The organism is Rhodospirillum sp. A1_3_36 (genome assembly GCF_047263945.1).
Classification (GTDB): domain Bacteria; phylum Pseudomonadota; class Alphaproteobacteria; order Rhodospirillales; family Rhodospirillaceae; genus Rhodospirillum.
Map to the genome: position 1 here is coordinate 621,700 of NZ_JBLAVB010000003.1, position 25,517 is coordinate 647,216.

The 25,517-nt window shown below is 61.5% G+C and carries 19 protein-coding genes; 9 read left to right on the forward strand and 10 right to left on the reverse strand.

Going from position 1 to position 25,517, the window contains the following annotated elements:
• Positions 1-12: 12 nt before the first annotated feature.
• On the reverse strand, positions 13-1,221 hold the full coding sequence (locus ACLIRY_RS10415) for a mandelate racemase/muconate lactonizing enzyme family protein (RefSeq protein WP_413205304.1): 1,209 nt from the start codon (positions 1,219-1,221) through the stop codon (positions 13-15).
• A gap of 206 nt (positions 1,222-1,427) precedes the next feature.
• On the opposite strand from ACLIRY_RS10415, the gene ACLIRY_RS10420 reads away from it, so the two are divergent.
• Complete coding sequence (locus ACLIRY_RS10420) at positions 1,428-2,159, forward strand: FadR/GntR family transcriptional regulator (RefSeq protein WP_413205305.1); 732 nt, start codon at positions 1,428-1,430, stop codon at positions 2,157-2,159.
• 297 nt (positions 2,160-2,456) lie between these two features.
• Here the strand turns inward: ACLIRY_RS10420 and alaS are convergent, their stop codons facing one another.
• From alaS to ACLIRY_RS10450, 6 genes are all read right to left on the reverse strand, one after another.
• The gene (gene alaS / locus ACLIRY_RS10425) at positions 2,457-5,108 is read right to left on the reverse strand and encodes an alanine--tRNA ligase (protein ID WP_413205306.1); all 2,652 of its coding nucleotides are present in this window, start codon (positions 5,106-5,108) and stop codon (positions 2,457-2,459) included.
• A gap of 176 nt (positions 5,109-5,284) precedes the next feature.
• The gene (gene recA, locus ACLIRY_RS10430) at positions 5,285-6,364 is read right to left on the reverse strand and encodes a recombinase RecA (protein WP_413205307.1); all 1,080 of its coding nucleotides are present in this window, start codon (positions 6,362-6,364) and stop codon (positions 5,285-5,287) included.
• 151 nt (positions 6,365-6,515) lie between these two features.
• Positions 6,516-6,824: a hypothetical protein gene (locus ACLIRY_RS10435; RefSeq protein ID WP_413205308.1), complete on the reverse strand. Its 309-nt coding sequence runs from the start codon at positions 6,822-6,824 to the stop codon at positions 6,516-6,518.
• A gap of 2 nt (positions 6,825-6,826) precedes the next feature.
• Positions 6,827-8,176 (reverse strand): acyclic terpene utilization AtuA family protein, encoded by a 1,350-nt coding sequence (locus ACLIRY_RS10440; protein WP_413205309.1) that lies wholly within the window; start codon positions 8,174-8,176, stop codon positions 6,827-6,829.
• Positions 8,173-10,053 carry a TRAP transporter permease gene (locus tag ACLIRY_RS10445; RefSeq protein WP_413205310.1) on the reverse strand — a complete coding sequence of 627 codons (1,881 nt, stop codon included), beginning with the start codon at positions 10,051-10,053 and terminating at the stop codon, positions 8,173-8,175. The genes ACLIRY_RS10440 and ACLIRY_RS10445 overlap by 4 nt, the downstream gene beginning before the upstream one ends.
• Before the next feature lie 36 nt (positions 10,054-10,089).
• Positions 10,090-11,073 carry a TAXI family TRAP transporter solute-binding subunit gene (locus ACLIRY_RS10450; RefSeq protein WP_413205311.1) on the reverse strand — a complete coding sequence of 328 codons (984 nt, stop codon included), beginning with the start codon at positions 11,071-11,073 and terminating at the stop codon, positions 10,090-10,092.
• Between the two features lie 173 nt (positions 11,074-11,246).
• Here ACLIRY_RS10450 and ACLIRY_RS10455 point away from each other — a divergent pair, with 173 nt between their 5' ends.
• Positions 11,247-12,164 carry a LysR family transcriptional regulator gene (locus ACLIRY_RS10455; protein WP_413205312.1) on the forward strand — a complete coding sequence of 306 codons (918 nt, stop codon included), beginning with the start codon at positions 11,247-11,249 and terminating at the stop codon, positions 12,162-12,164.
• 161 nt (positions 12,165-12,325) lie between these two features.
• On the opposite strand, the gene ACLIRY_RS10460 is transcribed toward ACLIRY_RS10455, so the two are convergent.
• Complete coding sequence (locus ACLIRY_RS10460; RefSeq protein WP_413205313.1) at positions 12,326-14,503, reverse strand: ComEC/Rec2 family competence protein; 2,178 nt, start codon at positions 14,501-14,503, stop codon at positions 12,326-12,328.
• A gap of 265 nt (positions 14,504-14,768) precedes the next feature.
• Here ACLIRY_RS10460 and gltX point away from each other — a divergent pair, with 265 nt between their 5' ends.
• Complete coding sequence (gene gltX / locus ACLIRY_RS10465) at positions 14,769-16,178, forward strand: glutamate--tRNA ligase (RefSeq protein ID WP_413205314.1); 1,410 nt, start codon at positions 14,769-14,771, stop codon at positions 16,176-16,178.
• A 130-nt stretch (positions 16,179-16,308) separates the two neighbouring features.
• Positions 16,309-17,610: a citrate synthase gene (gene gltA, locus ACLIRY_RS10470; protein WP_413205315.1), complete on the forward strand. Its 1,302-nt coding sequence runs from the start codon at positions 16,309-16,311 to the stop codon at positions 17,608-17,610.
• Between the two features lie 321 nt (positions 17,611-17,931).
• Here the strand turns inward: gltA and ACLIRY_RS10475 are convergent, their stop codons facing one another.
• Positions 17,932-18,711 (reverse strand): aspartyl/asparaginyl beta-hydroxylase domain-containing protein, encoded by a 780-nt coding sequence (locus tag ACLIRY_RS10475; RefSeq protein ID WP_413205316.1) that lies wholly within the window; start codon positions 18,709-18,711, stop codon positions 17,932-17,934.
• A gap of 366 nt (positions 18,712-19,077) precedes the next feature.
• On the opposite strand from ACLIRY_RS10475, the gene thrS reads away from it, so the two are divergent.
• From thrS to ACLIRY_RS10500, 5 genes are all read left to right on the forward strand, one after another.
• A complete protein-coding gene (gene thrS, locus ACLIRY_RS10480; protein ID WP_413205317.1) occupies positions 19,078-20,355 on the forward strand; it encodes a threonine--tRNA ligase in 1,278 nt (425 codons plus the stop codon).
• A gap of 587 nt (positions 20,356-20,942) precedes the next feature.
• Positions 20,943-21,908: a LysR family transcriptional regulator gene (locus ACLIRY_RS10485; RefSeq protein ID WP_413205318.1), complete on the forward strand. Its 966-nt coding sequence runs from the start codon at positions 20,943-20,945 to the stop codon at positions 21,906-21,908.
• 74 nt (positions 21,909-21,982) lie between these two features.
• Positions 21,983-22,852 (forward strand): aspartyl/asparaginyl beta-hydroxylase domain-containing protein, encoded by an 870-nt coding sequence (locus ACLIRY_RS10490; protein WP_413205319.1) that lies wholly within the window; start codon positions 21,983-21,985, stop codon positions 22,850-22,852.
• A 9-nt stretch (positions 22,853-22,861) separates the two neighbouring features.
• A complete protein-coding gene (locus ACLIRY_RS10495; protein ID WP_413205320.1) occupies positions 22,862-23,797 on the forward strand; it encodes a DMT family transporter in 936 nt (311 codons plus the stop codon).
• Between the two features lie 320 nt (positions 23,798-24,117).
• A complete protein-coding gene (locus ACLIRY_RS10500) occupies positions 24,118-25,068 on the forward strand; it encodes a homocysteine S-methyltransferase family protein (protein ID WP_413205321.1) in 951 nt (316 codons plus the stop codon).
• Positions 25,069-25,089: 21 nt separating this feature from the next.
• Here the strand turns inward: ACLIRY_RS10500 and ACLIRY_RS10505 are convergent, their stop codons facing one another.
• The gene (locus tag ACLIRY_RS10505; RefSeq protein ID WP_413205322.1) at positions 25,090-25,452 is read right to left on the reverse strand and encodes an Hpt domain-containing protein; all 363 of its coding nucleotides are present in this window, start codon (positions 25,450-25,452) and stop codon (positions 25,090-25,092) included.
• Positions 25,453-25,517: the final 65 nt, after the last annotated feature.

Here is a 25,517-nt window from a genome sequence, read left to right on the forward strand (position 1 = left end):
TCATCAATCCTTTCAAGCTTCCGAAACGCGACTGGACAGGTCGGCGCGTTCGAAAAACGAAGGCAAAAGTTCAGTGCCGAGGCCGGGTCCCTCCATCGGATAGACATAACCGCCCTCGATTGTGGGGACTTCGGTCACCAGCTCCCGGTACCATCCCTTGTAGAAGGCGCGGACACTCTCCTGGATCAGCGTGTTGGGCTGGCTGAACGACATGTGGATAGCCGCCGCGAAGCCGACGGGCCCGATGCAATCATGGGGGGCGAAGGGTCGGTGGTAGGTTTCCGCCATCGCGGCAATCTTGCGTCCTTCGGTCAAGCCGCCGGTCCAGCAGAGGTCGGCCATGACCACATGGACGGCATCGCGGTCAAGGAACTCCTTGTAGGCGAAGCGGGATCCCAGGGTTTCTGAGGCACAGGTCCACACGTCCGTCGATGCGGCGAATTCCGCGAGGGCTTGCGGTGAATTCATGCGAATGACGTCCTCGAACCATGTCGGTTCGAAGGGCTCGAGCGCCCGGGCGATCTTCTTGGCTGTCGGCAGATTCCAAAGGCTATGGAATTCGACCATGATCTCCATGCGGTCGCCCACGGCCTTGCGGATTTGCTCGAAGGGACGGATCGCCTGTTTCATCTGCTCGGCGGAGATATAAAGTCCCTTGTTTTCCATGGCTGCAGGGTCAAAGGGCCAGATTTTCATGGCGCCGATGCCATTGGACAGAAGATCCTCGGCCAAGCGACCGGCATCGGTCATGAAGCCATCGAGATCTTCGTACTGGCCTTGCGACTGCCCCAGGTTCCAGGTGTCAACGGGCTTGATATTGTTCGTGCGCACATAGCGTGTGCCAGCACAGGTGTTGTAGACGCGGATCCGATCGAAGCACTGCCCCCCCAGCATTTGATGGACGGGTTGGTTGCAGAGCTTGCCAAACAGATCCCAAAGGGCAATGTCGATTGCAGAACAGGCCCGGTATTCGACGCCCGTCGAACTTTGGGCGTTCGGCAAATTGAGCATCTCCTTGTGGAGCGCTTCGATGCACAGGGGATCCTGACCGATCAAGCGATTGGCGAGGGTGTCGTGAATGTGGGCTTCGACCGCACCGGCGCCGTAAAAGGTTTCGCCCAGGCCCGTGAGGCCAGCGTTGGTCTCTACGTGAACCCAGAGAACGTTGGAGAACTCTTCGACGCGAAACGTACGAATAGCGGTTATTCTGAGGTCACTCATCCTGCGTCTGTCCCACCGAGGGTTAAGGTGCACCCGGTCGAGCGTCAGAGAAGGAGAGTTCGGCACAATTGGCCCGGCGGTGCGCCGTGATCGACGCCCCCTCATCCTCCCACTCTCCGGCGTTTTTTTTAGTAAACCGGTTGAGCTTTGTCGTAACATAGCAAGGCTAATTCCATCAACCGAAAATGACATCTAGGTATGATGACATGAACAAACCTATCATACAAAAAGACGGCGGTGATAAGGCGGAAGTCGGCGGTCTCGTGGAGCGGACGGTTGCGGATATTCGGAGATATATTAAGGAAAATCAGCTGCGTGCCGGACATGTGATGCCGACAGAGACGACTCTGGCGGGACAGCTGGGGGTCTCACGGACAGTGATGCGCGAGGCCATGCGTGCGCTGGCAGCCTTGCGTATTCTTGATGTGGGGAATGGACGGCGTGCGCGGGTGGCTGCGCCCGATGCGGAAGCCTTGAGCATGATCATCGATCACACCGTGTACACGGGGCAGCTGTCGGTTCAGCAGACTCTTGATGTTCGCCGCACGCTTGAATCTCGCACCGTGAGTCTGGCGGCGCTTCGGCGCACCGATTCCCAAGCGCGGGAGTTGCTGGATCTCGTCGAGAAGATGTCCGAGGAACTCCATAACCCGATGACGGTGATGGAGTTGGACATCCGTTTTCATGAAGTGATTGCCCAGGCCTCGGGGAATTCGCTCTACACGATTCTTGTGCATGCCTTCCGGGTGATCACCCAGCAAACATGGGACATCGGCTGGCGTGGACGGGGAACGGAGGAAAACCGTCGGGAAAACATCGCCTGCCACGGACGAATCGCTACCGCGATCATGATGCAGGATCCGACACGGGCGGAAGCGGCGATGACGGAACACTTCGATAGTTCCGTGAATGTCCTTCTGAAGGCGGGTATCACCTAGAACATCGAGCGGAAAAGTGGGCGGTTTTCACAGGACAGGATTGTGTCTCGTCGTTTTTGGGCGATTGCCCAAACCCATTTGGGGGCAAATACCCCCAAACCCCCTCTTTTTTTAGCCCGGGGTCTGGGGCCTTTCGGCCAATAAATGCCCGGGGTCTGGGGCCTTTCGGCCAATAAATGCCTGGGGCCTTTCGGCCCCAGTGGGGGACGGGGCAAAGCCCCGTGATTGGTGACCCCTCCTAGCTGTGTTCCGCAGTTTTGCGCAAAATGCGCCAACCGATCCTGTGATCGGGTGGCGTCAGCCTGCCAGTGCGGCTTCGATGGCAGCCATGGCTTCGCCCGCCTTCTCCCCATCGGGTCCACCGGCCTGGGCCATATCCGGACGACCACCGCCGCCCTTGCCGCCAACCACGGCGGAGCCCGCGCGGACCAAGGCCACGGCGTCCACTTTGCCCTTCAGATCCTCGGTCACGCCGACCACCAGAGAGGCTTTGCCTTCGGCAACGGAGATCAAGGCCACGGCGCCCGAGCCCACCTGTTTCTTCATCTCATCCGCCATGCCTTTGAGATCCTTGGCGGGCACGTCTTCCAGCAGGAGACCGATGAACTTCACGCCGCCGATTTCTTTGATCTCGGTCGCCGCGCCTCCGCCACCACCGGTGGCCAGCTTCTTGCGGACATCGGCCAGCTCCCGCTCCAGCTTGCGCCGGTCGTCGAGCAGGGCCTGGATGCGTTCGGGCAGGTCGGCGGGGGCGACCTTCAACAGGGCTGCTGCGTCGCTCACCAGCTTGTCCTGGGTCTCCACATAGTCGAGGGCGGCCTGACCGGTCACCGCCTCGATCCGTCGCACGCCGGAGGCCACGGCTCCCTCGGCGATGATCTTGAAAAAGCCGATGTCGCCGGTGCGGTTCACATGGATACCGCCGCAGAGTTCGACGGAGAAGGGGTGGGGCGCGCCGTCGGATGTGGAGCCCATGCTGACCACCCGGACCTCATCGCCGTATTTTTCGCCGAACAGCGCCATGGCTCCGGCTTCGATGGCAGACTCGGGGTCCATCAGTTTGGTGACCACATCGGCGTTGGCGCGGATCTCCCGATTCACGTCCTCTTCCACCTGACGCAGGTCTTCCGCTGTCAGGGGCTTGGGATGGCTGATGTCGAAGCGCAAACGCTCAGGCGCCACCAGGGAGCCCTTCTGGGTCACATGCTCGCCCAGGCGGCGGCGCAGGGCCTCGTGCAACAGGTGGGTGGCGGAATGGTGACCGCGCAGGGCGTCGCGTCGGCTGGTGTCGGCGGAGAAATGGGCCGCTTCGCCGACGGAAACAACACCACTGTCCACCCTTCCCAGGTGGACATGCAAGGCGCCCAGCTTCTTCTGGGTGTCGGTGATGGTGATTTTGGCGCCACCCTCTGTGGTGATGGTGCCGGTGTCCCCCATCTGTCCGCCGGATTCGCCATAGAAGGGTGTCTGGTTGGCGATCAGAGCCACCACCGCTCCGGCTTCGGCCTTGTCCACAGGCGCGCCGTCGACCACAAGGGCGACGATCTGGCCTTCGGCTTCGGTTCCCGTATAGCCGAGGAATTCCGTCGCGCCGACTTTGTCGCGGATGTCGAACCAGACCGCTTCCGTGGCTGTTTCGCCGGACCCGGCCCAGCTTTTGCGGGCCTCGGCCTTCTGTTTGGCCATGGCGGAGTCGAAGCCATCGATATCGACGGAAATCCCCTTGTTGCGCAGGGCGTCCTGGGTCAGATCCAGGGGGAAACCATAGGTATCATAAAGCTTGAAGGCGACCTGGCCGGGCAGCTCGTCACCCTCGGCCATGGTGCCGGTTTCATCGGCAAGCAAACGCAGGCCCCGGTCCAGCATCTGTTTGAAGCGGGTTTCCTCCAGCTTCAAGGTCTCGGTGATCAGGGCGTTGGCCCGGGTCAGTTCGGGGAACTGGCCGGACATTTCCCGGGCCAGGGAGGGAACGAGCTTGAATAGAAGCGGATCAGAACACCCCATCATATGGGCATGCCGCATGGCGCGGCGCATGATCCGCCGCAGCACATAGCCCCGGCCCTCGTTCGACGGCAGGACGCCGTCGGCGATCAGGAAGCAGGAGGAGCGCAGGTGGTCGGCGATCACCCGGTGAGATGTCTTATGGGGTCCATCCGGATCGGTGCCCGCCGCATGGGCGATGGCTTCGATCAGATTGCGCATCAGGTCGATATCGTAGTTGTCGTGCTTGCCCTGGAGGACGGCGGCGAGGCGCTCCAGCCCCATGCCCGTGTCGACGCAGGGTTTGGGCAGGTTGATCCGTTCGTCCTTGGTGAGTTGCTCGAACTGCATGAACACCAGGTTCCAGATTTCGATGAAGCGGTCGCCATCCTCGTCCGGGCTGCCCGGCGGACCACCGGGGATATCCTCCCCATGATCGTAGAAGATTTCCGAACAGGGGCCGCAGGGGCCGGTGTCGCCCATGGACCAGAAATTGTCGCTGGTGGGGATGCGGATGATCCGGTCATCGGACAGCCCGGCGACCTTGCGCCAGATGCCCGCAGCCTCTTCGTCGGTGGAATGGACGGTTACCAGCAGCTTGTCCTTGGGCAAGCCGTACTCCCGGGTCACCAAGTCCCAGCAGAACTTGATGGCATCGTCCTTGAAGTAGTCGCCGAAGGAGAAGTTCCCCAGCATTTCGAAGAAAGTGTGGTGGCGGGCGGTGTAGCCCACATTGTCCAGGTCATTGTGCTTGCCCCCGGCGCGCACGCATTTCTGCGAAGTGACGGCGCGGTTATAGGGGCGGGTTTCCGCGCCTGTGAAGACATTTTTGAACTGGACCATGCCCGCGTTGGTGAACATCAAGGTCGGATCGTTCATGGGGACCAGGGGGCTGGAGGCCACTTCCTGGTGTCCATTTTTCACGAAATAGTCGAGGAACGTCCGGCGGATTTCCGACGTGGTGCTCATGTTGGGTCCATCCAAATTAAAGTCGCGCTTCATATCCCGGGGCCCTTTCCATGCACAGGGGCACTCGAGTTGCGGGCTCTTCCATGTATATGCGGCCGGGTGCCGCCGACAAGGAAAAAGGGGGCGTCGGTTGATCCGAGCCCCCTTTTCCAGCATCTTCCGATTCGAGATGGCACTTATGTTTCGTCAGCCACCGGGGCGTCGTCGCTGGGGCCGGCGATCATCTCCTCGGCGATCAGCCCGGCGTTGGCGCGCACGGCATTCTCGATCTCTTCGGCCATGGCCGGGTTGGTGCGGAGGAACTGCTTGGCGTTCTCCCGTCCCTGGCCAATGCGGGTGGAGTTGTAGGAGAACCAGGCGCCCGACTTCTCGACGATATTGGCCTTTACCCCCAGGTCGAGCAGTTCGCCCAACTTGGAGACGCCTTCGCCATACATGATGTCGAATTCGACCACCTTGAAGGGTGGGGCGACCTTGTTCTTGACCACCTTCACCCGGGTCTGGTTGCCGACCACCTCTTCCTTGTCCTTGACCGAGCCGATACGGCGGATATCCAGGCGAACCGAGGCGTAGAACTTCAGCGCGTTGCCGCCGGTGGTCGTCTCCGGATTGCCGAACATCACGCCGATTTTCATGCGGATCTGGTTGATGAAAATGATCAGGGTGTTGGAGCGCGACACCGTGCCGGTGAGCTTGCGCAGGGCCTGACTCATCAGTCGGGCTTGCAGACCGACATGGGTATCGCCCATCTCGCCTTCCAGTTCCGCCTTGGGAACCAGGGCAGCCACGGAGTCGACGACCAACACATCAATGGCGCCGGAGCGCACAAGGGTGTCGGCGATTTCAAGGGCCTGTTCACCGGCATCGGGCTGGCTGACCAATAGATCATCCAGGTTCACGCCCAGTTTGCGACCGTAGACGGGATCAAAGGCATGCTCCGCATCAACAAAGGCGCATTGGCCGCCCTTCTTCTGGGCCTCCGCGATCACATGCAGGGCCAGGGTGGTCTTGCCAGAGCTTTCCGGACCATAAATCTCGACGATACGGCCCCGGGGAAGGCCGCCGATTCCCAGGGCGATATCCAGGCCGAGGGATCCGGTGCTGATCGAGTCAATTTCGACGGCGTTTTCGCGCTGGCCAAGCTTCATGATCGAGCCTTTGCCGAAGGCCCGCTCAATCTGGCCCACTGCGGCTTCCAATGCCTTTTGTTTGTCCATCGTATCCTTATCCACCAGACGCAAAACGCTTTGAGACATATCGGGCCTCCGTTATCCCATGGGCACCAGCGGTGCGCAACCTGGGATCAGAGTACATGTTTTGTTCCTTTTCACAAGGAATAAAACAAGAACATTGGTGTGCATCTGATTGCCGGTCGCCCTGACATTGGGCCAAAACCCGTTGGTTGCCTCACTCCTCAGGCAACTCCATATCCAGCAGCACCGGCCCCAGGCATTTGCCATGCGCATCCAAGGCCAGGGATCGGGTGACACCGCCTCCCAGAGTCCCCTGGAGCACGAAGTTCAAAGCCCCGAGTCCCGGCAGGGCATGGCGCTTGATAGGGCCACGGACCACTGAGCCGAGGGTCGCGCGGACTCGCTCTTCGGTGACCATGCGTTCCAGATAGGGATAGTGGGCCGGATCATAGGCGATGACGGAGATGTTCGATGTGTCACCCTTGTCGCCAGCCCGGGCGTGGGCGATGTCGCGGAGCCGCATGGTCAGGCCTCCAGGAAGTGGATATGGGGGTGCACCCGGTCCTCTGGGATCAGGATGGAGAGGATGCCAATGACCTCCCGCACCCCATGGACCACGCCACCGCCACCGGCTGGCCCATTGAGGTAGAGGGCATCGACTTCGCGGGCGACCCGGCGGGCGTCCTCTGGGCTGTTTGTGCGCGCGGCGAAGCGAACCCGGACCTCGAAGGGATCCTCTCGGTCCGGCCGAGGGCTCCCCAATACGGAGTCGAGACCGATCAGGTCTCCCCTGACCTCTGAACAGGGGATGGCCAACAAGTCCATGCGTTCGCGCAAAATCTCCAGGGCGAGACGCCCCCGGGCAACGGCTCCGGGACCCGCGTAGGAGATCTGGCCTTCCCCCACCCAGCCCTCGACCAGTCCGACGGAGACCTTGAGCTGGCCGGTGCAGGGGGTGCCGTTGGCGCCGGAGAGGCGCACCTCGTCCGGTCCCAGGGTGTCCACCCGGACGCCGGAGAAGTCGGCGATTACGTCGGGTTGCAGGTAGCGGGTCGGGTCGTGGATCTCGTAGAGGAGTTGTTCCTTGCAGGTGGCCGGGGTGACTCGTCCTCCCGATCCCTGGGTCTTGGTGATGACCACCTCGCCGGTTTCGGAGACAATGCCGATGGGCATGCCCAAGCGCGCCATATCGGGCACATCCTTGTGGCCGGGATCGGCGAAATACCCGCCGGTGATCTGGCCCGCACATTCCAGAAGATGGCCGACCAGGGTCCCCCGGCCCAGGCGGGTCCAATCATCCATGGCCCAACCGAATTCATGGATCAGGGGGGCGAGGAAGAGGGCCGGATCCGCGGCCCGCCCCGTGATCACCACATCGGCGCCGGTCTCAAGCGCCGCCACGATGGGCGCCGCGCCAAGATAGGCATTGGCGGAAATGATGGTGCCGCTTGTCTCCGTCAGCAGAGCTCCGGTCTCAAGTACCCGATGGCCGCCCCTTTGGTCGTCCCGGAGGATTTCCGCGAGCACATCGTCGCCGGTGACGGTTGCGATGCGCAGACCTTGGAGACCAAGGCTCCGGGCAACCTCGGCCACGGCTTCGGCGGCGGCTTGGGGATTGGCGGCGCCCATGTTGGTGACAATTCGGAAGCCCTTGTTCGCGCGGACGGGCAGGATCGCCTCCATGCGGGCCTTCAAGAGAGGATCGTATCCGGAAGTGGGGTCGGTTCGCTTGGCCTGCTGGGCAATGGCGATGGTGCGCTCGGCCAAGCATTCAAAGACCAGATAGTCGAGGGCGCCATTTTCGGCCAATTCCACGGCGCTGTCGATCCGGTCGCCGGAGAACCCGGCTCCTGCCCCCAGGCGCAGGGATCTCATGCCCGGTCTCCTTGCAGAATCGGTGCGGGCGCCGTGCCCTGGCGGCGCCAGACGGTGATGGCATAGGCCAGCGGGACCGCAGCGGCCAGGGGGGCGGCCCAATGGGGCAGGATGGCGAGGGTCATGATCGCCAGATACAGGGCGCCGTCCAGAAGCCGCTTGCCGAAGAGGGGCTGGCCGCTCAACAGGGCAGGCAGGGTGACCACCAGGATCAGGCCGGTCAGGGCGGCATCGAGAATGGCCAGCGCGCCCCCTTGTCCGGTCATGCCCGGGTAGAGGAGCATGAGAAAGGGAACCACATAGGTGATGGCGCCCAGGCGCACCGCTTCTCCCGCCGTTGGGACCCAATGGGCGTTGGCGATGCCCGCACCGACGAAGACAGCGATGCAGACGGGCGGGGTGATGACCGAGATGGTGGCGTAGTAGAAGACGAACAGATGGGCCGTGAGAGGGTCGATCCCCATGCCTGTCATGGCTGGAGCGAGGACGGCAGCAACCAGCACATAGGCCGCCGTGGTCGGCAGGCCCATGCCCATGATCAGGCAGACCAGGGCAACGATGATGGCCACCAGAAGAGTAGAATCCCCGGCCAAGGAGACGATCATGGAGGAGAGGACCACGCCCACGCCGGTGAGGTTGATCATGGACACCAGGATCTGAGCGCCCGCCAGCATGACGCCGATGATGACCAGCCCCTTGCCCGCGTCGGTCAGCCCGTCGAGGACTTTCTCGACCATCTCCCGGGGTGTCAAGCGGCCCCAATTGGTGCCCAGGAAGGCCACCAGAAGGCCGACAATGCCATAGAACGCCGAGGTTCCGATGGACCGTCCGAGGATGATCCCCAGAAACAGGCCGACGAGGGCCGCGAGTGTGGGGAGCACGTGGCGGGGGGCGGCGATCTCGGCCCAGGAGGGCATGTCCTCCTCGGGGACGGTGGCCAGATTCCGCCTGAGGGCGACGAAATGCACGGTGATGAAAACGGACAGGTAGAAGAGGAGGGCGGGTAAAATGGCGCCGACCATGACGGTCACATAGCTGACGTTCAGGATCTCGGCCATGACAAAGGCCGCAGCCCCCATGATCGGTGGGGCGATCTGCCCACCGGTGGAGGCGACGGCCTCCACGGCTCCGGCGAAGGGGGCGGGGTAGCCCAAACGCCGCATCAGGGGGATGGTCAGATTGCCGGTGGTGGCCACATTAGCCACGGCGCTGCCGCTGACCATCCCAAAGAGACCCGAGGCAATTGTCGCAATCTTGGCCGCGCCGCCGGGGCTTTTGCCACCCAGACGCATGGCGAGGTTCATGAAGGCCTGGCCCCCTCCGGTATGGAGTAACATGGCTCCGAACAGGACGAAGGCGGAAATGACCGTCGCGGCTACGCCCATGAGCATGCCCCAAATCCCGAGGTCCCCGAGGAACAGGGTTTCCGTGACAAAGCCCATGTCGAAACCCCGGTGGCCCAGGCGGCCGGGCAGAAGGTTGCCGAACAGGGCATAGGCCAGCCCGAGGCCGACCAGGGCCGGGAAGAACAGGCCGACGGCGCGGCGTCCCAGTTCCAGGACGGTGACCACCAGTCCGGCGGTCAGGACCATGTCCAGGGTGGTGGCCCAGGGCAGGCTGTTCATGATGGTCTGGTAATGGACGATGATATAACCACAGGCCGCCAGGGTGACGGCGGCGGCGGTCAGGTCGAGGGCCGCTCCGAGGGGACGCCAGGATTTGCTCTTGCCCAGGGGATAGAGGGTCAGGCCGAGGCAGACGACCAGGGCGAGGAAAAGGGCGCGCTGGACGAGGGCCTCGAAGGGGCCAGTGGCTGTCGTGTAGAAGACAAAGCCGCCCATCCCCAGCGCAAGCGCCGTGGCAAGTCGGTTCAACATTGGATGGAATCCTCCCGGAGCGGGTCTTTGGGGGCGTTACTTCGCGGGCGGCAGAAGGCGGTCGGGAATATCCAGTCCCTGTTCCTTGAAGTAACGCACCGCGCCCGGGTGCAGGGGAATGGTACCATAGGTCAGTGTCAACTGTGCCAGATCGGCGCCCTTCAGACTGGCCATGGCCGCCGCTTGAGCCGACTTATCTTCCATCACCGCCTTGACGATCTGGTAGGCGGTTTCCTCGTCCATTTCCGGAGTGGTCGCCGCTCCCACGCCGAAGCTCCAGGTGGTATAGGCGGGGATGCCCTCGCCCGCACCCGCCGGGATGTCGACAACGGAAATATCGGGCATCTCGGCCTTCAGGGTCGCGACTTGGTCCGGGGTCAGGGAGAGGATGTTGATATCGGTGAAGGTGGCGATGTCGATGGTGGAGGCGTCCAGCCGTTGACCGGAGCCGGACTTCACATAGCCGTTCAACCGATTGTCTTTGATCATGTTGACAATATCGGAGGTGGAGCCCCGCACGTAGTCCGGCGTGATGCCCAGTTTGGCGAAAACCGCTTCGGTCGTGCTTTCCGTGGCCGAACCGCGAATACCGGGGTTGAAGCGCTTGCCGGTCAGGTCCGCAAGACTGGACAGCCCCGCATCGGCCCGGGCCACCACGTTCTGGGGCGCCCCGGTGTAGACCCACAGCAGGCGCAGGTCGATGGGATGGCCTTCGAACTTACCGGTTCCGGAAACCGCATGCTGGGCCACGTTGGTGGTCACAAGACCAAGGTCGATTTGATCGCGCTCCAAGCGCCGCAGGTTGTCCAGGGTTGCGCCGGTCTCCACGACGGAGGCCTCCACATCCTTGACGCTGTCGTTGATCAGCTTGCCGACGGCGACGAAATAGCCGTAGTGGCTGGAGGAACCCGATGTCGAGCCGATCAGCAGTTTGTCGGCGGCGAGGGCCGGGGTCGCGATCAAGGCTGCAGTCAGGCCGCACAAAAGGGCTTTGCCCAGAGGGGCGCCGGTCAGTTTCATGGGACGTTTCTCCGTGTTCCATTGGATGCCGCCCGCCCTTTGGGCAGGTCAGTCTTGATTGTTTGGGCTTGATTGCTTGAGCCTTGATTGCTTTTGGGACCGAGGTCGATCCGGGATCCATGATCGTCAAAGCAGACTTGTGCGTGAAGTGAATGTATATCAATAATTGCTGCATGAAACGCATTAATCTAGATCTGTTCGAGCTTCAGGTCTTCCTGCGCCTCGCCGAGGCGCGGGGATTTGGGGTCGTCGCCGAGGACGTGGGACTCTCTGGACCAGCCCTCAGTCGCATGGTGGCGAGGATTGAGGGCCGGGTCGGCGCCCGGCTGTTTGATCGAGACACACGGAATGTTGCGCTTACCCCCCAGGGGGTGGCTCTGCGTCGAGCGGCGACCCGTATCCTGGGGGAAACCGAGGACGCGATGCGGGAGTTTACGGGTTTTCTGGAGGCAGCCCGGGGGCGGGTGACCTTGGCGGGATTGCCCTCGGTGACGGCGGGGGTCCTGCCCTCCCTGGTGGCCCGGTTCACGCGGGACCATCCCGATGTGGAGATCCACATCGAGGACTCTCTCTCAGACGGTGTCGTCTCCGCCGTGTCCGAGGGGCGGGCCGATCTGGGGTTCACTGCGGGGATGATGGATAGTTCGGATCGCCTCTCCTTCCGTCCCCTGTTCCAGGATCCCTTCGTTGCCCTGGGCACGCCCGAGTTCCTGGCCGAGGACCGGGCCTATTCCTGGATGGAGCTGTTGGGGTATCCCTTCATCGCCATGGCCCGGGGGACCAGTGTGCGCGCCCTGACCGAAGCGGCGGTCGCCCAGACGGGAGGGATGCTCCATGCCCGGTTCGAGGTATCCCATCTGACCACGGCGGGGGCTCTGGTTGCTGCGGGCCTGGGGGTGACGGCCTTGCCCACGATGACCCTGCCGGTCCTGGGGCGCCCAGAGCTGGTGATCCGGTCGCTGGGAAGCCCATCGATGATCCGGCGGATTGGTCTGGTCTGGGCCACGGGTCGCACTCTCTCCCCCGCAGCCCGGGCCTTCCACGCCCTCGTCTGTTCCCAGGCCGATAGGGGGGTGTCGGAGGCGCATTGAGCAGGTTGTGGAAAAAGCCTGAGCAGTCTCCCCGTCTGCAAAATCGTCAATCCCGCGTTCGCGGGAATGACGGCTAAAATAGGTTTTTCGCACCCTGTTAGATCACGTGGTGAGAGCGGAATGAGGACGGAAAATCGGAGCCCACTTTTCCTCATTCCGCCCTAAGGCCCCCCAGCCCAGGGGCGGTTCCCCCTTTGGCGGGCGACGGTGTCGACCCGAATGGCGCCGTCGCCTCCGAGCCAGAGGGCATGGGCGCCTTCTCGCCAGAGCGCGCGGTTGTCGATGATCAGGGCCGGACCTTGGGGAGACTCCCGGCCCGTGACGATGACCACATCGGTGGTCCAGGCGGCTCTCCAGGCTGTGGCGTCGTTGTTGGGGAGCGCCACCCGCTGCCCGTTCAGGGTATAAATGCAGCCGCCGCTTCCGCAGTCCAACCGCCGGTCGGCTGTCGTTCCCCGGTCTGGAAAGAAACCGGCTGATGTCCCATAGGACTCCTCCCAGACCGAGCGGGTGAACCGGTCTTTGTGCGGATCGCTGAACAGCAGGCCTCCGGACTCGGTTCGGACGGCGATCAGTTTGCCGCCTCGGCTGACGAGGACATCGGGTTGGGGTACCCACCAGGGCACCGTTAGCCCCAGGACCAGGGGGAGGAGGCCCAGTAGTCGCCATGTCCGCTTCCACAGGCAGAGCCACAGGCCCCCCAGAGTCGCCAGCCCCAGGCCCCAGGCCGGTCCGGCGGGGACGGATTGGGTGGCTCCCTCCCATTCCGCCACCCAATGGGCGCTGGCGAGGATGCCTTCCAGCCCCCAACCAGCCATCCAGACTCCCCAATGCTCCAGCCCCAGGGGCAAAAGGGTCAGGGTAACCAGGGCCCAAGGCATGACCCAAAAGCCCATGAGCGGCACGGCAATCAGGTTTGCGGCCAAGCCATAGGGCGCGATCCGGTGGAAATGAAAGGCGGCATAGGGCAGGGTCGCCGCACTCGCCACCAGGGTGGTGAAGGTCACACCTGCCAGATAGGCCAGCGCTGCAGGGCCGAGGCCACCACCGCGCTCTGCCCGCCAACCGCCCAGCCGAGGCCAAAGCGCTTCGTAGGAGGCGACCAGGGCGATCACGGCGGCGAAGGACATCTGAAAGCTTGGGCCGAGCAGGCTCCAGGGGGCGAGGGCCAGGACCAGGGTTGCTGCGAGTGCGACGGTGCGCATGGATAGCGCTGTGCGGTCCACCAGGATCGCCAGGAAGACAAGACCGGTCATAATAAAGGCCCTTTGGGCCGGGATATTGGCCCCGGAAAGCCCCAGATACCCCAGGCAGCCCAAGAGAGCCGTCGCTGCCGCGATCTTTTTGATGGGGAGGGTCAGGGCCACCCGGGGCCAAAGGGCCAATCCTCCTCGCACCAAAAGGAAGAGAAGTCCGCCGACCATGGACATATGCAGTCCGGAGATCGCCAACAGGTGGGCGAGGCCCGAGGCCCGCAGATCCTCCTGTATGGGCTCGGGAACGGCGCGCCGCTCCCCCACCAGCAGGGCAGCGAGCAGGGGGCCGTTTTGCTCGGGCTCCGCTGCCATCAGGCGGGCGGAGACAAGGGAGCGAAAGGCCTGCACGGCCAGAGTCAGGCGGTCGCCAAAGGAGGCCGGAGCGGGGGCGATGGGGGTGATGGGACCCAGGGCATAGCCAACGGCGCCAATGTGCTCGAACCAAAGGCGGCGGGCGAAGTCGAAAGCCCCCGGTGCCACGGGTTCGGGTGGGGGCAGAAGCTTTCCTGGGACCGATAGGCGGCTTCCGGGTTTCGGGGAAGCGCCTCCGGTTTCCTCGGCCTGGAGGCGGATGCGGATCCGTTCGGGCGTCCGGCTGGGGGAGAGATCTTCCAAGGCCAGGCTGTCGAGGATCACCCGCCATCCCCGATCGAGGGGTTCCACGGCGCGGACCCGCCCCTCAATGGTCAGGGGACCCAGGGGGCGGTGGAGGATCGGGGCGGCGACGGATTGGCTCCACCCTTGGGCCAGGGAGACACCGGCGGCAAGGGCCGCGAGGCCCCAGAGCAGTGCCCTGCTACCGTCCCCCAGGGAGCTTCGGGCCAGAACCACGCAACAGGCCAGAACAACCGGCGCGATCCAGGTCGTCGGTTCGGAAGGGAGGGAGAAGTAGAGGGCCACCCCGCTGCCCAGGGCGACCGCGAGCCAAAGGCCCCATTGGGTCCGCTCGACGAGGAAGGGGTGGGCGAGGAGGCCCGGTCTGGCGTCTTCCTCGAACTCCTGCTCGGTTTCTTGGGCGAAGTCGATGGTGGACCAGCCACTCCCCCCCTTTACCTGACGCCCTTTGCGACCTAGATAGCCCATGTGTTCTCGCTTCGCCCGCCCCGTCCTTCAGGTCTTTTCCAGCTCGGTCCATGCTGGATGAATGGTGGAAAAGGCCGCGCTGTTCACCCTTTCGCATTCCATGCTACCGACCGGCCATGCTACATACCGGCACCGCCGGGGCGATACACCGGCACCGCCGGGCCACCGCGGCATTCCCGTTAAGCGCGATCATACACGTGTGGCGCGGTTTTGGGCCTTCTAATTCCGCCTCTCTCGGGGCGACCACCACCAATAGAGTAGCACCATGACCGTCGTTACCCGTTTCGCTCCCTCTCCGACCGGCTTTTTGCACATCGGCGGTGCCCGTACCGCCCTGTTTAACTGGTTGTTCGCCCGTCACCATGGTGGGCGTTTCCTGCTGCGGATCGAGGATACGGATCGGAAGCGGTCCACCACCGAGGCCGTTGAGGCCATCTTCGATGGTTTGACCTGGTTGGGCCTGGATTGGGACGAAGAGCCGACCTTCCAGTTCGCCCGGGCCGACCGCCATGCCGAAGCCGCCCGGTCCCTGTTGGAGAAGGGTTTGGCCTATAAGTGTTTTTGCACGCCCGAAGAACTGACCGCCATGCGCGAAGAGGCCAAGGCCAAAGGCCTGCCGCCGGGCTACGATGGCCGGTGGCGCGACCGGGATCCATCGGAGGCCCCGGAGGGCGCGCCCTTCGTGGTCCGTATGAAGGCGCCCCGGGACGGCGAAACAACCATCACCGACGAAGTCCAGGGCGCGGTCACCGTGGCCAATGCCCAGTTGGACGACATGATCCTGTTGCGAGCCGATGGCACACCCACCTACATGCTCTCCGTCGTGGTCGACGACCATGACATGGGCATCACCCATGTCATTCGCGGTGACGACCATCTGACCAATGCCTTCCGCCAGACCCAACTGTATTTGGCCCTGGGTTGGGAGCCGCCGGTCTTCGCCCATATTCCCCTGATCCACGGCCCCGATGGCGCCAAGCTGTCCAAGCGCCATGGGGCGCTGGGGGCCGAGGCTTACCGGGACATGGGGTTCCTGCCTGCGGCCATGCGCAACTATCTTGTCCGCCTGGGATGGGCCCATGGGGATGACGAAATCTTCTCCACCGAACAGGCCAAAGAATGGTTTTCCCTGGCCGGTGTCGGACGCTCTCCGGCGCGTTTCGATATGCAGAAGCTGACCGCACTGAACGGCCATTACATGCGCGAGGCCGAGGACGGGCAGTTGGTGGACCTGTTGGCGGCGCGAATCGCCGTCAAGCGCGACAAAGGTCTTGCTGAGGATGAAATTCGCCGCCTGACGCAGGGGATGGCGGGCTTGAAAGAGCGCGCAAAGACGGTTGTGGAACTGCTTGAACTGGCGGAGTTTTATGTGGCTGACCGGCCCCTGTCCATGACTCCCAAGGCGTTGAAGTCGCTCGACGAGGAGGGCAAAGCCATGCTAGGCACCCTCGCGGAAAAACTGGCTTCGCACGAGTCCTGGGATAGAGAGACCCTGGAGGCTCTGGCCCGTCAGCTCTCCGAGGAAAAGGATGTCAAGCTAGGCAAGGTCGCCCAACCCATCCGGGCGGCGCTGACCGGGAGTACTGTATCGCCGCCGATTTTCGAGGTGATGGAGATCCTGGGCCGGGAAGAAACCCTGGGCCGCATATCGGATGCCCAAAATGCTGAAATTTAAGGTGGGTTGCGAGGATTAAGAAAAATCTAATCGCGGAGTTGGGGCTTAGTGTATTGTGCAGCACACAATCAATGTTCCACGGATGCCCGCTGGACCCTTCCACATTCTCAATAGCAAGGGGGAATAGCCTATGACGGACGCCAAGAAAACGGTGACCTTTACCGATAACCAAACCGGAAAGACTTGGGAATATCCGGTTCTGAGCGGTAGCGTTGGTCCCGACGTCGTGGACATTCGCAAGTTCTATGCCGACACCGGTATGTTCACCTATGACCCGGGGTATACCTCCACAGGGTCTTGCTCTTCGGCCATCACTTATATCGATGGTGATGCGGGTGTGCTGCTGCACCGGGGTTACCACATTTCCGATCTGGCGACCAAATGCAAGTTCCCGGAAGTGGCTTACCTGCTGCTGCGCGGTGAGCTGCCGAACGAAACCGAACTGAAGGACTTCGAGAAGACGCTCACCTACCACACCATGGTGCACGAGCAGCTTCACAAGTTCTACGATGGGTTCCGCCGCGATGCCCACCCGATGGCCATCATGTGCGGTGCGGTTGGTGCCCTGTCCGCTTTCTACCATGACAGCCTGGACATACACGATCCGACCCAACGGATGATCGCCCAGCATCGGCTGGTCGCCAAGATGCCGACCATCGCCGCCTGGGCCTTCAAGTACAGCCAGGGTCAACCCTTCATGTACCCGCGGAATAATCTCACCTACGCTGAGAACTTTCTGCACATGATGTTTTCCACGCCCTGCGAGGACTATGTGGTCAGCCCTGTCCTGGCCCGCGCCATGGACCGGATCCTGATCCTGCACGCCGATCACGAGCAAAACGCGTCCACCTCGACGGTGCGTTTGGCCGGCTCCTCGGGCGCCAACCCCTTCGCCTGTATCGCTGCTGGTATTGCCTCGCTGTGGGGGCCGGCCCATGGTGGTGCCAACGAAGCGGTTCTGAAGATGCTGAACGAGATCGGCACTCCGGATCGCGTTGACGAATTCGTCAATAAGGCGAAGGACAAGAATGATCCGTTCCGTCTGATGGGCTTCGGCCACCGGGTCTACAAGAACTACGATCCGCGCGCCAAGATCATGGCCGAGACTTGTAAAGAAGTGCTGGCCGAACTGGGTATCGAGAACGATCCCTTGCTCGAGATCGCCCTGCGCTTGGAAAAATACGCGCTGGAAGACGACTACTTCATCGAGAAGAAACTCTACCCGAACGTTGACTTCTATTCGGGCATCATCTTCAAGGCGATGGGTATTCCCGTGTCCATGTTCACCTGCCTGTTCGCTCTCGCGCGGACCGTGGGCTGGATCAGCCAGTGGAAGGAAATGATCGAGGATCCCGACCAGAAGATCGGTCGTCCCCGTCAGCTGTTCACCGGTTCGGACCACCGGGACTTCGTGCCCATGGACAAGCGCTGATCCCAGCGATTTGTCCCTATCGGACAAGAAGAAAGGCGCCCCCGATAAGGGGCGCCTTTTTCTGTTTTGCATTGCTGGGTAGAGCGGAAAAGTGGGCGTCGGTTTTCGCTTCACTCGATGCTCTAATACCAAGGTGCGGTGAGTTTGCCTCACCGCACCTTGGAAGCGGCCAAGTGGCCGCCGCGCCTTATGGCGCGTAAAAGCCCGCGTGGCGTTTGAACGCAAGAAAAGCGGTGTGGGTTTCAACCCGCGCCGCTTGGTATAACCCTATGAGTCTAGATCAAACCACCCTCAACTGATTTCGGTTTAGGGTGGTTTGATCTAGCGTGCGGACGATTGTGTCTTATCCGGAGGGGGGTAAGCCCGTTGCTGTGTCGGGTTAATGGCCCACCAGGAGAGCAATGCATTTATCGCGTCCTGGGCCAAGGCTTGGCGTTTTTGGGGCTGATCGATAAGCTCGGGAGGGAGGCTGTTCAGGAAGGCTGGGGTGTTCTTCACGTCGATTGCGACGACGATCCGTTGGGTATCCGAGTGATTTTCCACTTGGTGGGGGAAAGAGAAGTCACCAATCCAAGTCTGCCCCGCAGGGTAGGCGATCTCCATATCGGCAATCAGTGTGGCTGCGCCCGACGGCGCGTGGATGGGAAGGATCAGGCGACTTTCCGCGAACAGGGGGCTCTGCCGTTCATAATGCCAAGCCAGTACTCCGCCGGGTGGAAGTCGCATCAGGGAACACCCGAGAACATGCCAACCTGACTCGGCAATATATCGGGCCAGAAATGGCATGAGGGCCAGAGTGGGACGGTCAATGCCAGGGCCGCCATTGGCGGATGCCCGATCGATCAGGGTGATCCCTGACCAACTTCCGTCATGGTTGAAAAATTCTCTATTTCCCATCTCTACCATCTGATCCACTTGGGCAAATTCCCTCTGGAGGATCTCCGCGTCCAGCGTCGGACCCAGGGGGGCATGCAGGGTTAACCCGCTGCCCGCGAGGATTTCATGCCAGGGCAAGGGTGGGGGGACTCGGCAGGATCCCGGGGAGGCTTGGTCCCCATCCATCCGGTTCCCGTTTTTTGCCTTGTGGTCGGTTAGCGTCATTGATGCTTCTCTCGCGTGGAAGCTCTTAGGGAGATTCCGTTGGAAAAATAACATTTTATGATTGCTTTTCAGGGGGCGCAATATCTTCTCATCATCTGTCCGTTGACGGATGGGATCGGGCGCGATAGCCTTTGCCAATGACACAAGCAGCACCCCGGCCGGCTTATAAAGCCAATTGGACCACCGTGACCCATGGAAATGGGTCGTGGGGCTGCGTCGTGTCTGGTACCGTCTGACAAGAGACAACACCAAAGACAGGGATCACCCCACGGCCCATCCGGCGAACGGATGGGGCAAAACGGGATCCTCTTACTTTCCCAGACCCTCTCCGGACCGCCCAAAGGGCCAGAACTCGGAGCTTGGGCTATGGATGCCTACGATCACCGGACTATCGGACAACGGCAGGACCTGTTCCTGTTTCATGCGGATTCCCCAGGCGCTGCCTTTTGGCTGCCCCGGGGTCTGACCCTTTTCCAGGAACTGGAAGGCTTCGTCCGCGATCATATGCGCGCGGCAGGCTATGCCGAGATCCGGACCCCTCAGGTCTTGAACCGGAGCCTGTGGGAAACCAGTGGCCATTGGGACGCCTTCGCCGACGGCATGTTTCGCATCGCCGGGGGGAAGACTCTGGGAGCCGATGGGATCCGTAATGCGGAGGGGGAACTGGCGGACAGCCGCGACCTTGCCCTGAAGCCCATGAGCTGTCCCGGCCATATGCGGGTCTTTGGCGCTCGGGTGCGCTCACACCGGGACTTGCCCCTTCGCTTGGCTGAATTCGGCCTTTGCCATCGGGACGAACCTTCGGGTGCCCTGTTGGGGTTGCTGCGGGGGCGGGCCTTCACCCAGGACGACGCCCATGTCTTTTGCGCCCCGGATCAGGTGGCGGGGGAGGTGACACGGGTATGTGGGCTGATCCTTCGGGTCTTGGCCGAGCTTGGCTTCGATGACGTCGTCGTGGGCCTGTCGACCCGTCCGGAGGTTCGCGTGGGTTCGGAGGCCGACTGGGATACAGCCGAAGCCCTGCTCGCCGCTGCTGCGGCTGCTGCCGGGCTCGATCCCGTTCTTCAGCCGGGGGAGGGCGCTTTTTACGGACCCAAACTGGAGTTCATTCTGTCCGACCGCATGGGGCGGCGCTGGCAGTGTGGCACGGTGCAGATCGACATGAACCTGCCCGAGCGGTTTGAGAGCGCCTATATCGGGCCGGATGGAGACCGTCATCGCCCGGTTCTGATCCACCACGCGGTCTTGGGAAGCCTGGAGCGTTTCCTGGCTATTCTGCTGGAGCACCACAAGGGGCAACTGCCCTTCTGGCTGGCACCGGATCAGGTGTTGGTGGCTGCGGTCGGTCCGGACCAGCAAAGGGCCGCGCAGGAGGTGGCGGACCGATTCAAGGCCGCAGGTCTGCGGGCCTCGGTCGATGTCCGGTCGGAGAGTTTGGCGCGGAAGGTGGCGGATTCCGTCTCCCTTGGCATCCCGGTGGTGGCCGCCGTGGGCGCCCGGGAGACCGTGGACGGCACAGTAACCCTGCGCTGGCCCGATGGTACCAAGGAGGTCCTTTATCTGGAAGCCGCTGCGGCCCGGCTATCGGCCATGACCCAGCGCGCGACCCGTCGACGAAGGATGCGGAGGGAAACGGCGGCATAATGGGCGCCCACCGGGGGGAGGGAGAGATCCCTTTCTCAGGTGGGTCTGGTACTGGTGGAGGGTTTTAGGGGCCCTTCGAGGCCAAGTTGAGCCAAGAAGCACGGTATACGACAGTGTCTCGTGTTTTTTGGACGATTGCCCAAGCCCATTTGGGAGCCAATGCCCCCAAACCCCCTTTTCTCTTTTATAAATATGAGCCCGGAGTCTGGGGCCTTTCGGCTCCAGTGGGGGACGGGGAAAAGCCCCGTGACGGGAAAATACCCCCTGTCGTGTACCCTGGCCAAAAGAATCGGCCCATACCCCAATGACCCGTCGATCCTGGCGGTGGCGAGCAACCTCTCCCGCGGCCCCGATTGACCAGAGGTCGCTCCGGTCCATTGCTGGGCATAAACGATGTCGAAGCCGTGGAGGATTTCATCCAGGTGAATTCCGTCACCGAGGTCCGATAAACCCGCTCCGGCGCCAAAGGGCATCCGTCAAGATGGGCAATACCGTCATGGATAGAGCAGAAGAATTCGGCAAAAATTGAATGGACCTCGGGATCAGGACGCCGGGGGAAGAGACAAGGCCCGGGAGGGAAACCAGCCATGCCGTCGGAAAGTCCAATCTTTGATCTGGCCTTGTTGCGCGCCTTTATCATGGTTGCACGGCTTAAAAGTGTCTCCAAGGCGGCCGAACGGCTTCATCGGGTTCAATCGACCATCAGCCTGCAGATTCAAAGGCTCGAAACCCAAATGGACCACCCTCTTTTTCAGCGGGGAAAAAACAGTTTTGAATTAACCGATTTCGGTAAGGCCTTCTATCCCCATGCGGTCCAACTAATGGACATGAACGATCAGATCTACGACAAGTTGTCCTCTGGGGCATTGGCCAGAACGCTCGTCATTGGAACATCGGACATCTACGCATCCACGATGTTGGCCGATATCCTTGGTCAGTATCACAAGACGGTTGGGTGGTCGCAAACAGAGGTGATCTGTGATTACAGCCCCGCGATTTGGAAGATGTTCGAAGAGGGACGCTTGGACGTGGCAATTGCCCAGGCCCGCCCGCCCGCCATTGAGGGCGATGACCTTGCCGTGGATCCCTTGGTCTGGGTCCAAGCACCCGGTTTCAAGATCAAAAGTGGTCCCCTTCCCCTCGCACTTTTCGGCGAGGGATGTGTGGAGCGGGCCGTTATTCTCAAACGTTTGAATGACGAGAACATCGCTTTCGATATTGTTTCGGAAAGCGCCTATTCCGCCGGAGTGATGGCCACAGTCAGGGCGGGTATCGCGATCACCGCTCTTCCCCGCTCGGTCGTTGCGTCCTTAGGTGTCCGGCCCTATTCCGGTAAAGGTCTTCCTTCGCTTGGCAACAGTCATCTTTCCATGGCTTGGAAAGCGGGATCCCGGAACGAGCATGTTCACTGCTTCCGTGACTATGTCGGAACCTACTTCAGTCTCCGCGAGATGGAGCCCGCTGATGCCGCGGGTCTCGTCCCCTTCCTCCAGGACCTTTCAGAGCATTTTGATGAAATGCCACGCATTAATGTATCCAATGCCAATTATTGATATTACTCATTGGCCATTTTTTCTTGAGGCCGGTAATTTTCGGGCTCTTAAAACATGACAAGGGAGATAATATCATGAGTTCTCGCATGTTGGGGAAAATTGACCTTTCCAAATTCGATCTGGCATCCGAGATCGAATACTTGAACGATCTTCCAAAAGAAAATGAAGAGTATGACGAGTTCGCCCAAGGATATTGGAAAAATATTTCATTAATAAATAGTTCTGGAATATCCTCAGACAGTCAGTATCGGAATGCCGATCATGCGCGGCCAACGAGTTACCTGGGAAAGTGCCCGGAAATACAGCGTTTGATTGAAACTTGCTTCCGGCCTGATCACCTTCGGATGGTGCGGGCTCGCAACCTCATCGCTGGCATGGTCGTTCCGCACCGAGACTTTGTCGAGCTGGACCCGAAACGTCAGTATTTCCGGATTTTCGTTTCCCTCGAGCAGAACGGCGATGCTTTTCATTCGGATCCCAGCGGGGTATTTCAAATGCGAGCGGGAGAACTCTGGTATTTGGATGCCGGAGTTGACCATGCGGCAGTCAATTTCTCGTCGAAGAGTCGACAGTTTCTCTGTTTTGACTTTGTCTTTGATGGCCCGTTCGACGACCTTGATATCCTTAAACCAGAGGCTCCTTTCACGCCAGAAGTGGACCCCCTTTATATCGAGCGCGGCTCGATGTCGCCATCCGAGAAGGACGATGTGGTGGCCGCCCTGTCGAGCCTCTTGAGCCGTCAAACCTTCAAAGACTTGTTGTTCGCGACTTCCAAATACCACTTCAATCGCGATGTCGGTATTTGCGAATGCTATGATTGGCTTATCGCGGCAGCGGAACGCATTGCGGATACCGCTATCAAGGACAAGGCTGTTCAGCTCCGTCGATACCTGACCGAACACCGCTCCCTCAACGAACGCTTCGATGTCAATTCCTGGGCGTGAGGACAGACTATGTCCGTACTCGCTCCAGTGCTCTTCCTGCTGATGTGGAGTAGTGGGGCGATTTTCGTCAAGCTTGGCTTAATGAGCGCATCCGTCTGGACCTTCCTGTTCCTCCGCGCGGCTGGTGCCACCCTTGTTCTGCTCATTGTTCTTTCCCTGCGATACCCGAGGGACCTGAGGGTGGCCCTGACCTTGCCCCTCCGGGTTGTCCTCAAGGCCTCGGGTATCGGTCTGATGTTGCAGGCCGGATACCAGGGCGCCTATTTTTTGGCGATCGCCCATGGGCTGTCGCCGGGTGTCCTGACCATTATTTTGGGCGCCCAGCCCCTGCTCATGCCCTGGGTGGCGCGGGAAGCCGTTTCGACGGCCGGGAAGGGTCTTCTGCTTCTCGGTTTCATGGGGCTGGTCTTGGCCGTCTTGGGAACAAGGGATACCTCCACGGCATCTCTTTGGGGTATCGCTTTTGGGGTTGTGGCTTTGGTGGGGATCACCATTGGAACCGCGCTCCAAAAAGATCTGGGGCTTCCCATCGCCCAGTCGATCATCTGGCAGTACCTGGGATCCGTCGTGGTCTTTACCGTTTGCCTTCTCCTGGCGGGCTGGCAGGCGACCCTTGACTTCCCTTTCATCCTCTCTACGGCCTGGATGGTGCTGGTTGTCTCCGTAGGAGCAAACCTTCTTCTGCTGTATCTGTTGAACCGGCACGCGGCCTCTCAGGTGGGAAACGTCTTCTACTTCATTCCCATTCTGACCTTGGCCGCCGATCACTATTTTTACGGTGCTGAAATCACCTGGATGACGCTGGCGGGGGGGGCTGGCGTCGTCCTCTCTTCCCTTGCCTTTGTTGGGATCGAGAGCCGGATGCACAAAAAAAAGGACGACTCTTCCCCCAATGCCCACTCTGGTTCCGCCCACTCCGGGGCCAAGGCAGAAACAGCGGGTTAATCCTGGAAATGGTCGTGCATGACCGGCGCTCAACGGTTGGCACCAAGCGGCGCGGGTTGAAACCCAGGCCGCTTTTCTTGCGTTCAAACGCCAGGCGGGCTTTTACGCGCCATAAGGCGCGGCGGCCAGTTGGCCGCTTCCCAGGTGCGGTGTGTCAAACTCACCGCACCTTGGTATGACACCGAAAAAAGCAGCGGGCCAACCGGGGCCGTTGGGGCTGCGGAGACCGGACCCCCGGTGGAGAATTTTTCATCCCATTTCGAGATCTGCTGGAAGAGGGGTATACAGTTGTCGTCTTCTTCACGAAAATGGCGGCCCCCATGCCCAAATACCGCGATACCTTGCCCCAATTGTCCGCCGACCGGACTTCCCCCTTCATCACCGATGGGGGGATGGGGACCACCTTTATCTACCGACTGGGACTGAGCCTACCCCATTTTGCGGCCTTCACCCTGTTGGAAACGGCGGAAGGGGAAGGGGTTCTCTGGGATTTCTTCGCCTCCTACGCCCAATTGGCGCGGGAGCGGCGCGTGGGAATTCTGCTCGATACGCCCACTTGGCGGGCGAGCGCCGACTGGGGGGAGAAGCTGGGGTATGACGCCAAGGCCCTGGAGCGGGCGAACCTCAAGGCCGTCGAGCAACTCCTAAGGTTGCGGAGCGAATACGAGACGGAGGCGGCCCCCCTGGTGATCTCCGGCTGTATCGGCCCCCGGGGGGACGGTTATAACCCGACCCGGCCCGTCGGTGCGGAGGAGGCCAGAGCCTACCACGCCGCCCAAATCGAGACCTTCGCCCGGTCGGAGGCGGATATGATCTCGGCCATGACCCTGACCCATGGGGCGGAAGCTCTGGGCATGGTCCGGGCTGCGGTGGCGGTCGGCATGCCCCTCGTCCCGTCGTTTACCCTGGAGACCGATGGCCATCTCCCCTCCGGCGAGAGCCTCGGCGAGGCCATTGCCCTGGTCGATGACGCGACGGGCGGGGCGCCCCCCTACTACCAGATCAATTGCGCCCATCCGGCCCATTTCCGCAAGGTGTTGGAGGAGGGAGGATCTTGGTTGCCCCGGCTAAGGGCGGTGCGGGCCAACGCCTCGGACAAAAGCCATGCCGAGCTGGATAACGCCACCACCCTGGATGAGGGGGATCCGGAGGACCTGGGGCGTCAGGTTGGTGTCTTGTCCACTCTGTTGCCGGGGTTGGTTCTTGCAGGGGGGTGTTGTGGCACGGACCATCGCCATATCGCCGCCATCCACGGCGTGGCGCGGGGCTGAGTTGGGTTGGGTTGGGTTGGTTTACTCCCCCATATTGACGGCTTGAAGGACCGCTTCGGCCTCTTCCAAAGACGCAATCAGAAGGGGCGCGAGCGCAAACAAGGTCTCGTCCTCACCGGTTTTGTACACAGCGTCCGTGGCCCGGGCCTGGGCGGCCAGCCGCATGCAGCCGAAGGAGGCTGCGGCACTTTTCAGGGCGTGGGATTCCCGTCCGATAACTTCCCGGTCCCGGCACGCCAGGGCTTCGGCCAGGGCGGCACGGCGGCGTATCCCCTCCTTCAGAAAAATCGCCACCAGACGGGGCACGATTTCTGGAGAGGTGTCCCGGGCAATGGCGTCCAGGATGCTCATATCGTGGACGGGATACTGGGTGAAGTCATTCATGGGCAAGGTCACACCGACGACTGAGACGAAAGTGAATGCAAAAGGTGAGCGTCCTGTTCGCTCTG

What these genes read in the sequence shown, in the direction of transcription:
- gltX (WP_413205314.1), top strand. Translation starts at nt 14,769, where the DNA reads ATGACCGTCGTTACCCGTTTCGCTCCCTCTCCGACCGGCTTTTTGCAC.
- ACLIRY_RS10475 (WP_413205316.1), bottom strand. Translation starts at nt 18,711, where the DNA reads ATGACGCTAACCGACCACAAGGCAAAAAACGGGAACCGGATGGATGGG.
- ACLIRY_RS10505 (WP_413205322.1), bottom strand. Translation starts at nt 25,452, where the DNA reads ATGAATGACTTCACCCAGTATCCCGTCCACGATATGAGCATCCTGGAC.
- ACLIRY_RS10460 (WP_413205313.1), bottom strand. Translation starts at nt 14,503, where the DNA reads ATGGGCTATCTAGGTCGCAAAGGGCGTCAGGTAAAGGGGGGGAGTGGC.
- ACLIRY_RS10435 (WP_413205308.1), bottom strand. Translation starts at nt 6,824, where the DNA reads ATGCGGCTCCGCGACATCGCCCACGCCCGGGCTGGCGACAAGGGTGAC.
- ACLIRY_RS10415 (WP_413205304.1), bottom strand. Translation starts at nt 1,221, where the DNA reads ATGAGTGACCTCAGAATAACCGCTATTCGTACGTTTCGCGTCGAAGAG.
- ACLIRY_RS10450 (WP_413205311.1), bottom strand. Translation starts at nt 11,073, where the DNA reads ATGAAACTGACCGGCGCCCCTCTGGGCAAAGCCCTTTTGTGCGGCCTG.
- thrS (WP_413205317.1), top strand. Translation starts at nt 19,078, where the DNA reads ATGGATGCCTACGATCACCGGACTATCGGACAACGGCAGGACCTGTTC.
- ACLIRY_RS10495 (WP_413205320.1), top strand. Translation starts at nt 22,862, where the DNA reads ATGTCCGTACTCGCTCCAGTGCTCTTCCTGCTGATGTGGAGTAGTGGG.
- ACLIRY_RS10455 (WP_413205312.1), top strand. Translation starts at nt 11,247, where the DNA reads ATGAAACGCATTAATCTAGATCTGTTCGAGCTTCAGGTCTTCCTGCGC.
- recA (WP_413205307.1), bottom strand. Translation starts at nt 6,364, where the DNA reads ATGTCTCAAAGCGTTTTGCGTCTGGTGGATAAGGATACGATGGACAAA.
- alaS (WP_413205306.1), bottom strand. Translation starts at nt 5,108, where the DNA reads ATGAGCACCACGTCGGAAATCCGCCGGACGTTCCTCGACTATTTCGTG.
- ACLIRY_RS10485 (WP_413205318.1), top strand. Translation starts at nt 20,943, where the DNA reads ATGCCGTCGGAAAGTCCAATCTTTGATCTGGCCTTGTTGCGCGCCTTT.
- gltA (WP_413205315.1), top strand. Translation starts at nt 16,309, where the DNA reads ATGACGGACGCCAAGAAAACGGTGACCTTTACCGATAACCAAACCGGA.
- ACLIRY_RS10420 (WP_413205305.1), top strand. Translation starts at nt 1,428, where the DNA reads ATGAACAAACCTATCATACAAAAAGACGGCGGTGATAAGGCGGAAGTC.
- ACLIRY_RS10445 (WP_413205310.1), bottom strand. Translation starts at nt 10,053, where the DNA reads ATGTTGAACCGACTTGCCACGGCGCTTGCGCTGGGGATGGGCGGCTTT.
- ACLIRY_RS10440 (WP_413205309.1), bottom strand. Translation starts at nt 8,176, where the DNA reads ATGAGATCCCTGCGCCTGGGGGCAGGAGCCGGGTTCTCCGGCGACCGG.
- ACLIRY_RS10500 (WP_413205321.1), top strand. Translation starts at nt 24,118, where the DNA reads ATGCCCAAATACCGCGATACCTTGCCCCAATTGTCCGCCGACCGGACT.
- ACLIRY_RS10490 (WP_413205319.1), top strand. Translation starts at nt 21,983, where the DNA reads ATGAGTTCTCGCATGTTGGGGAAAATTGACCTTTCCAAATTCGATCTG.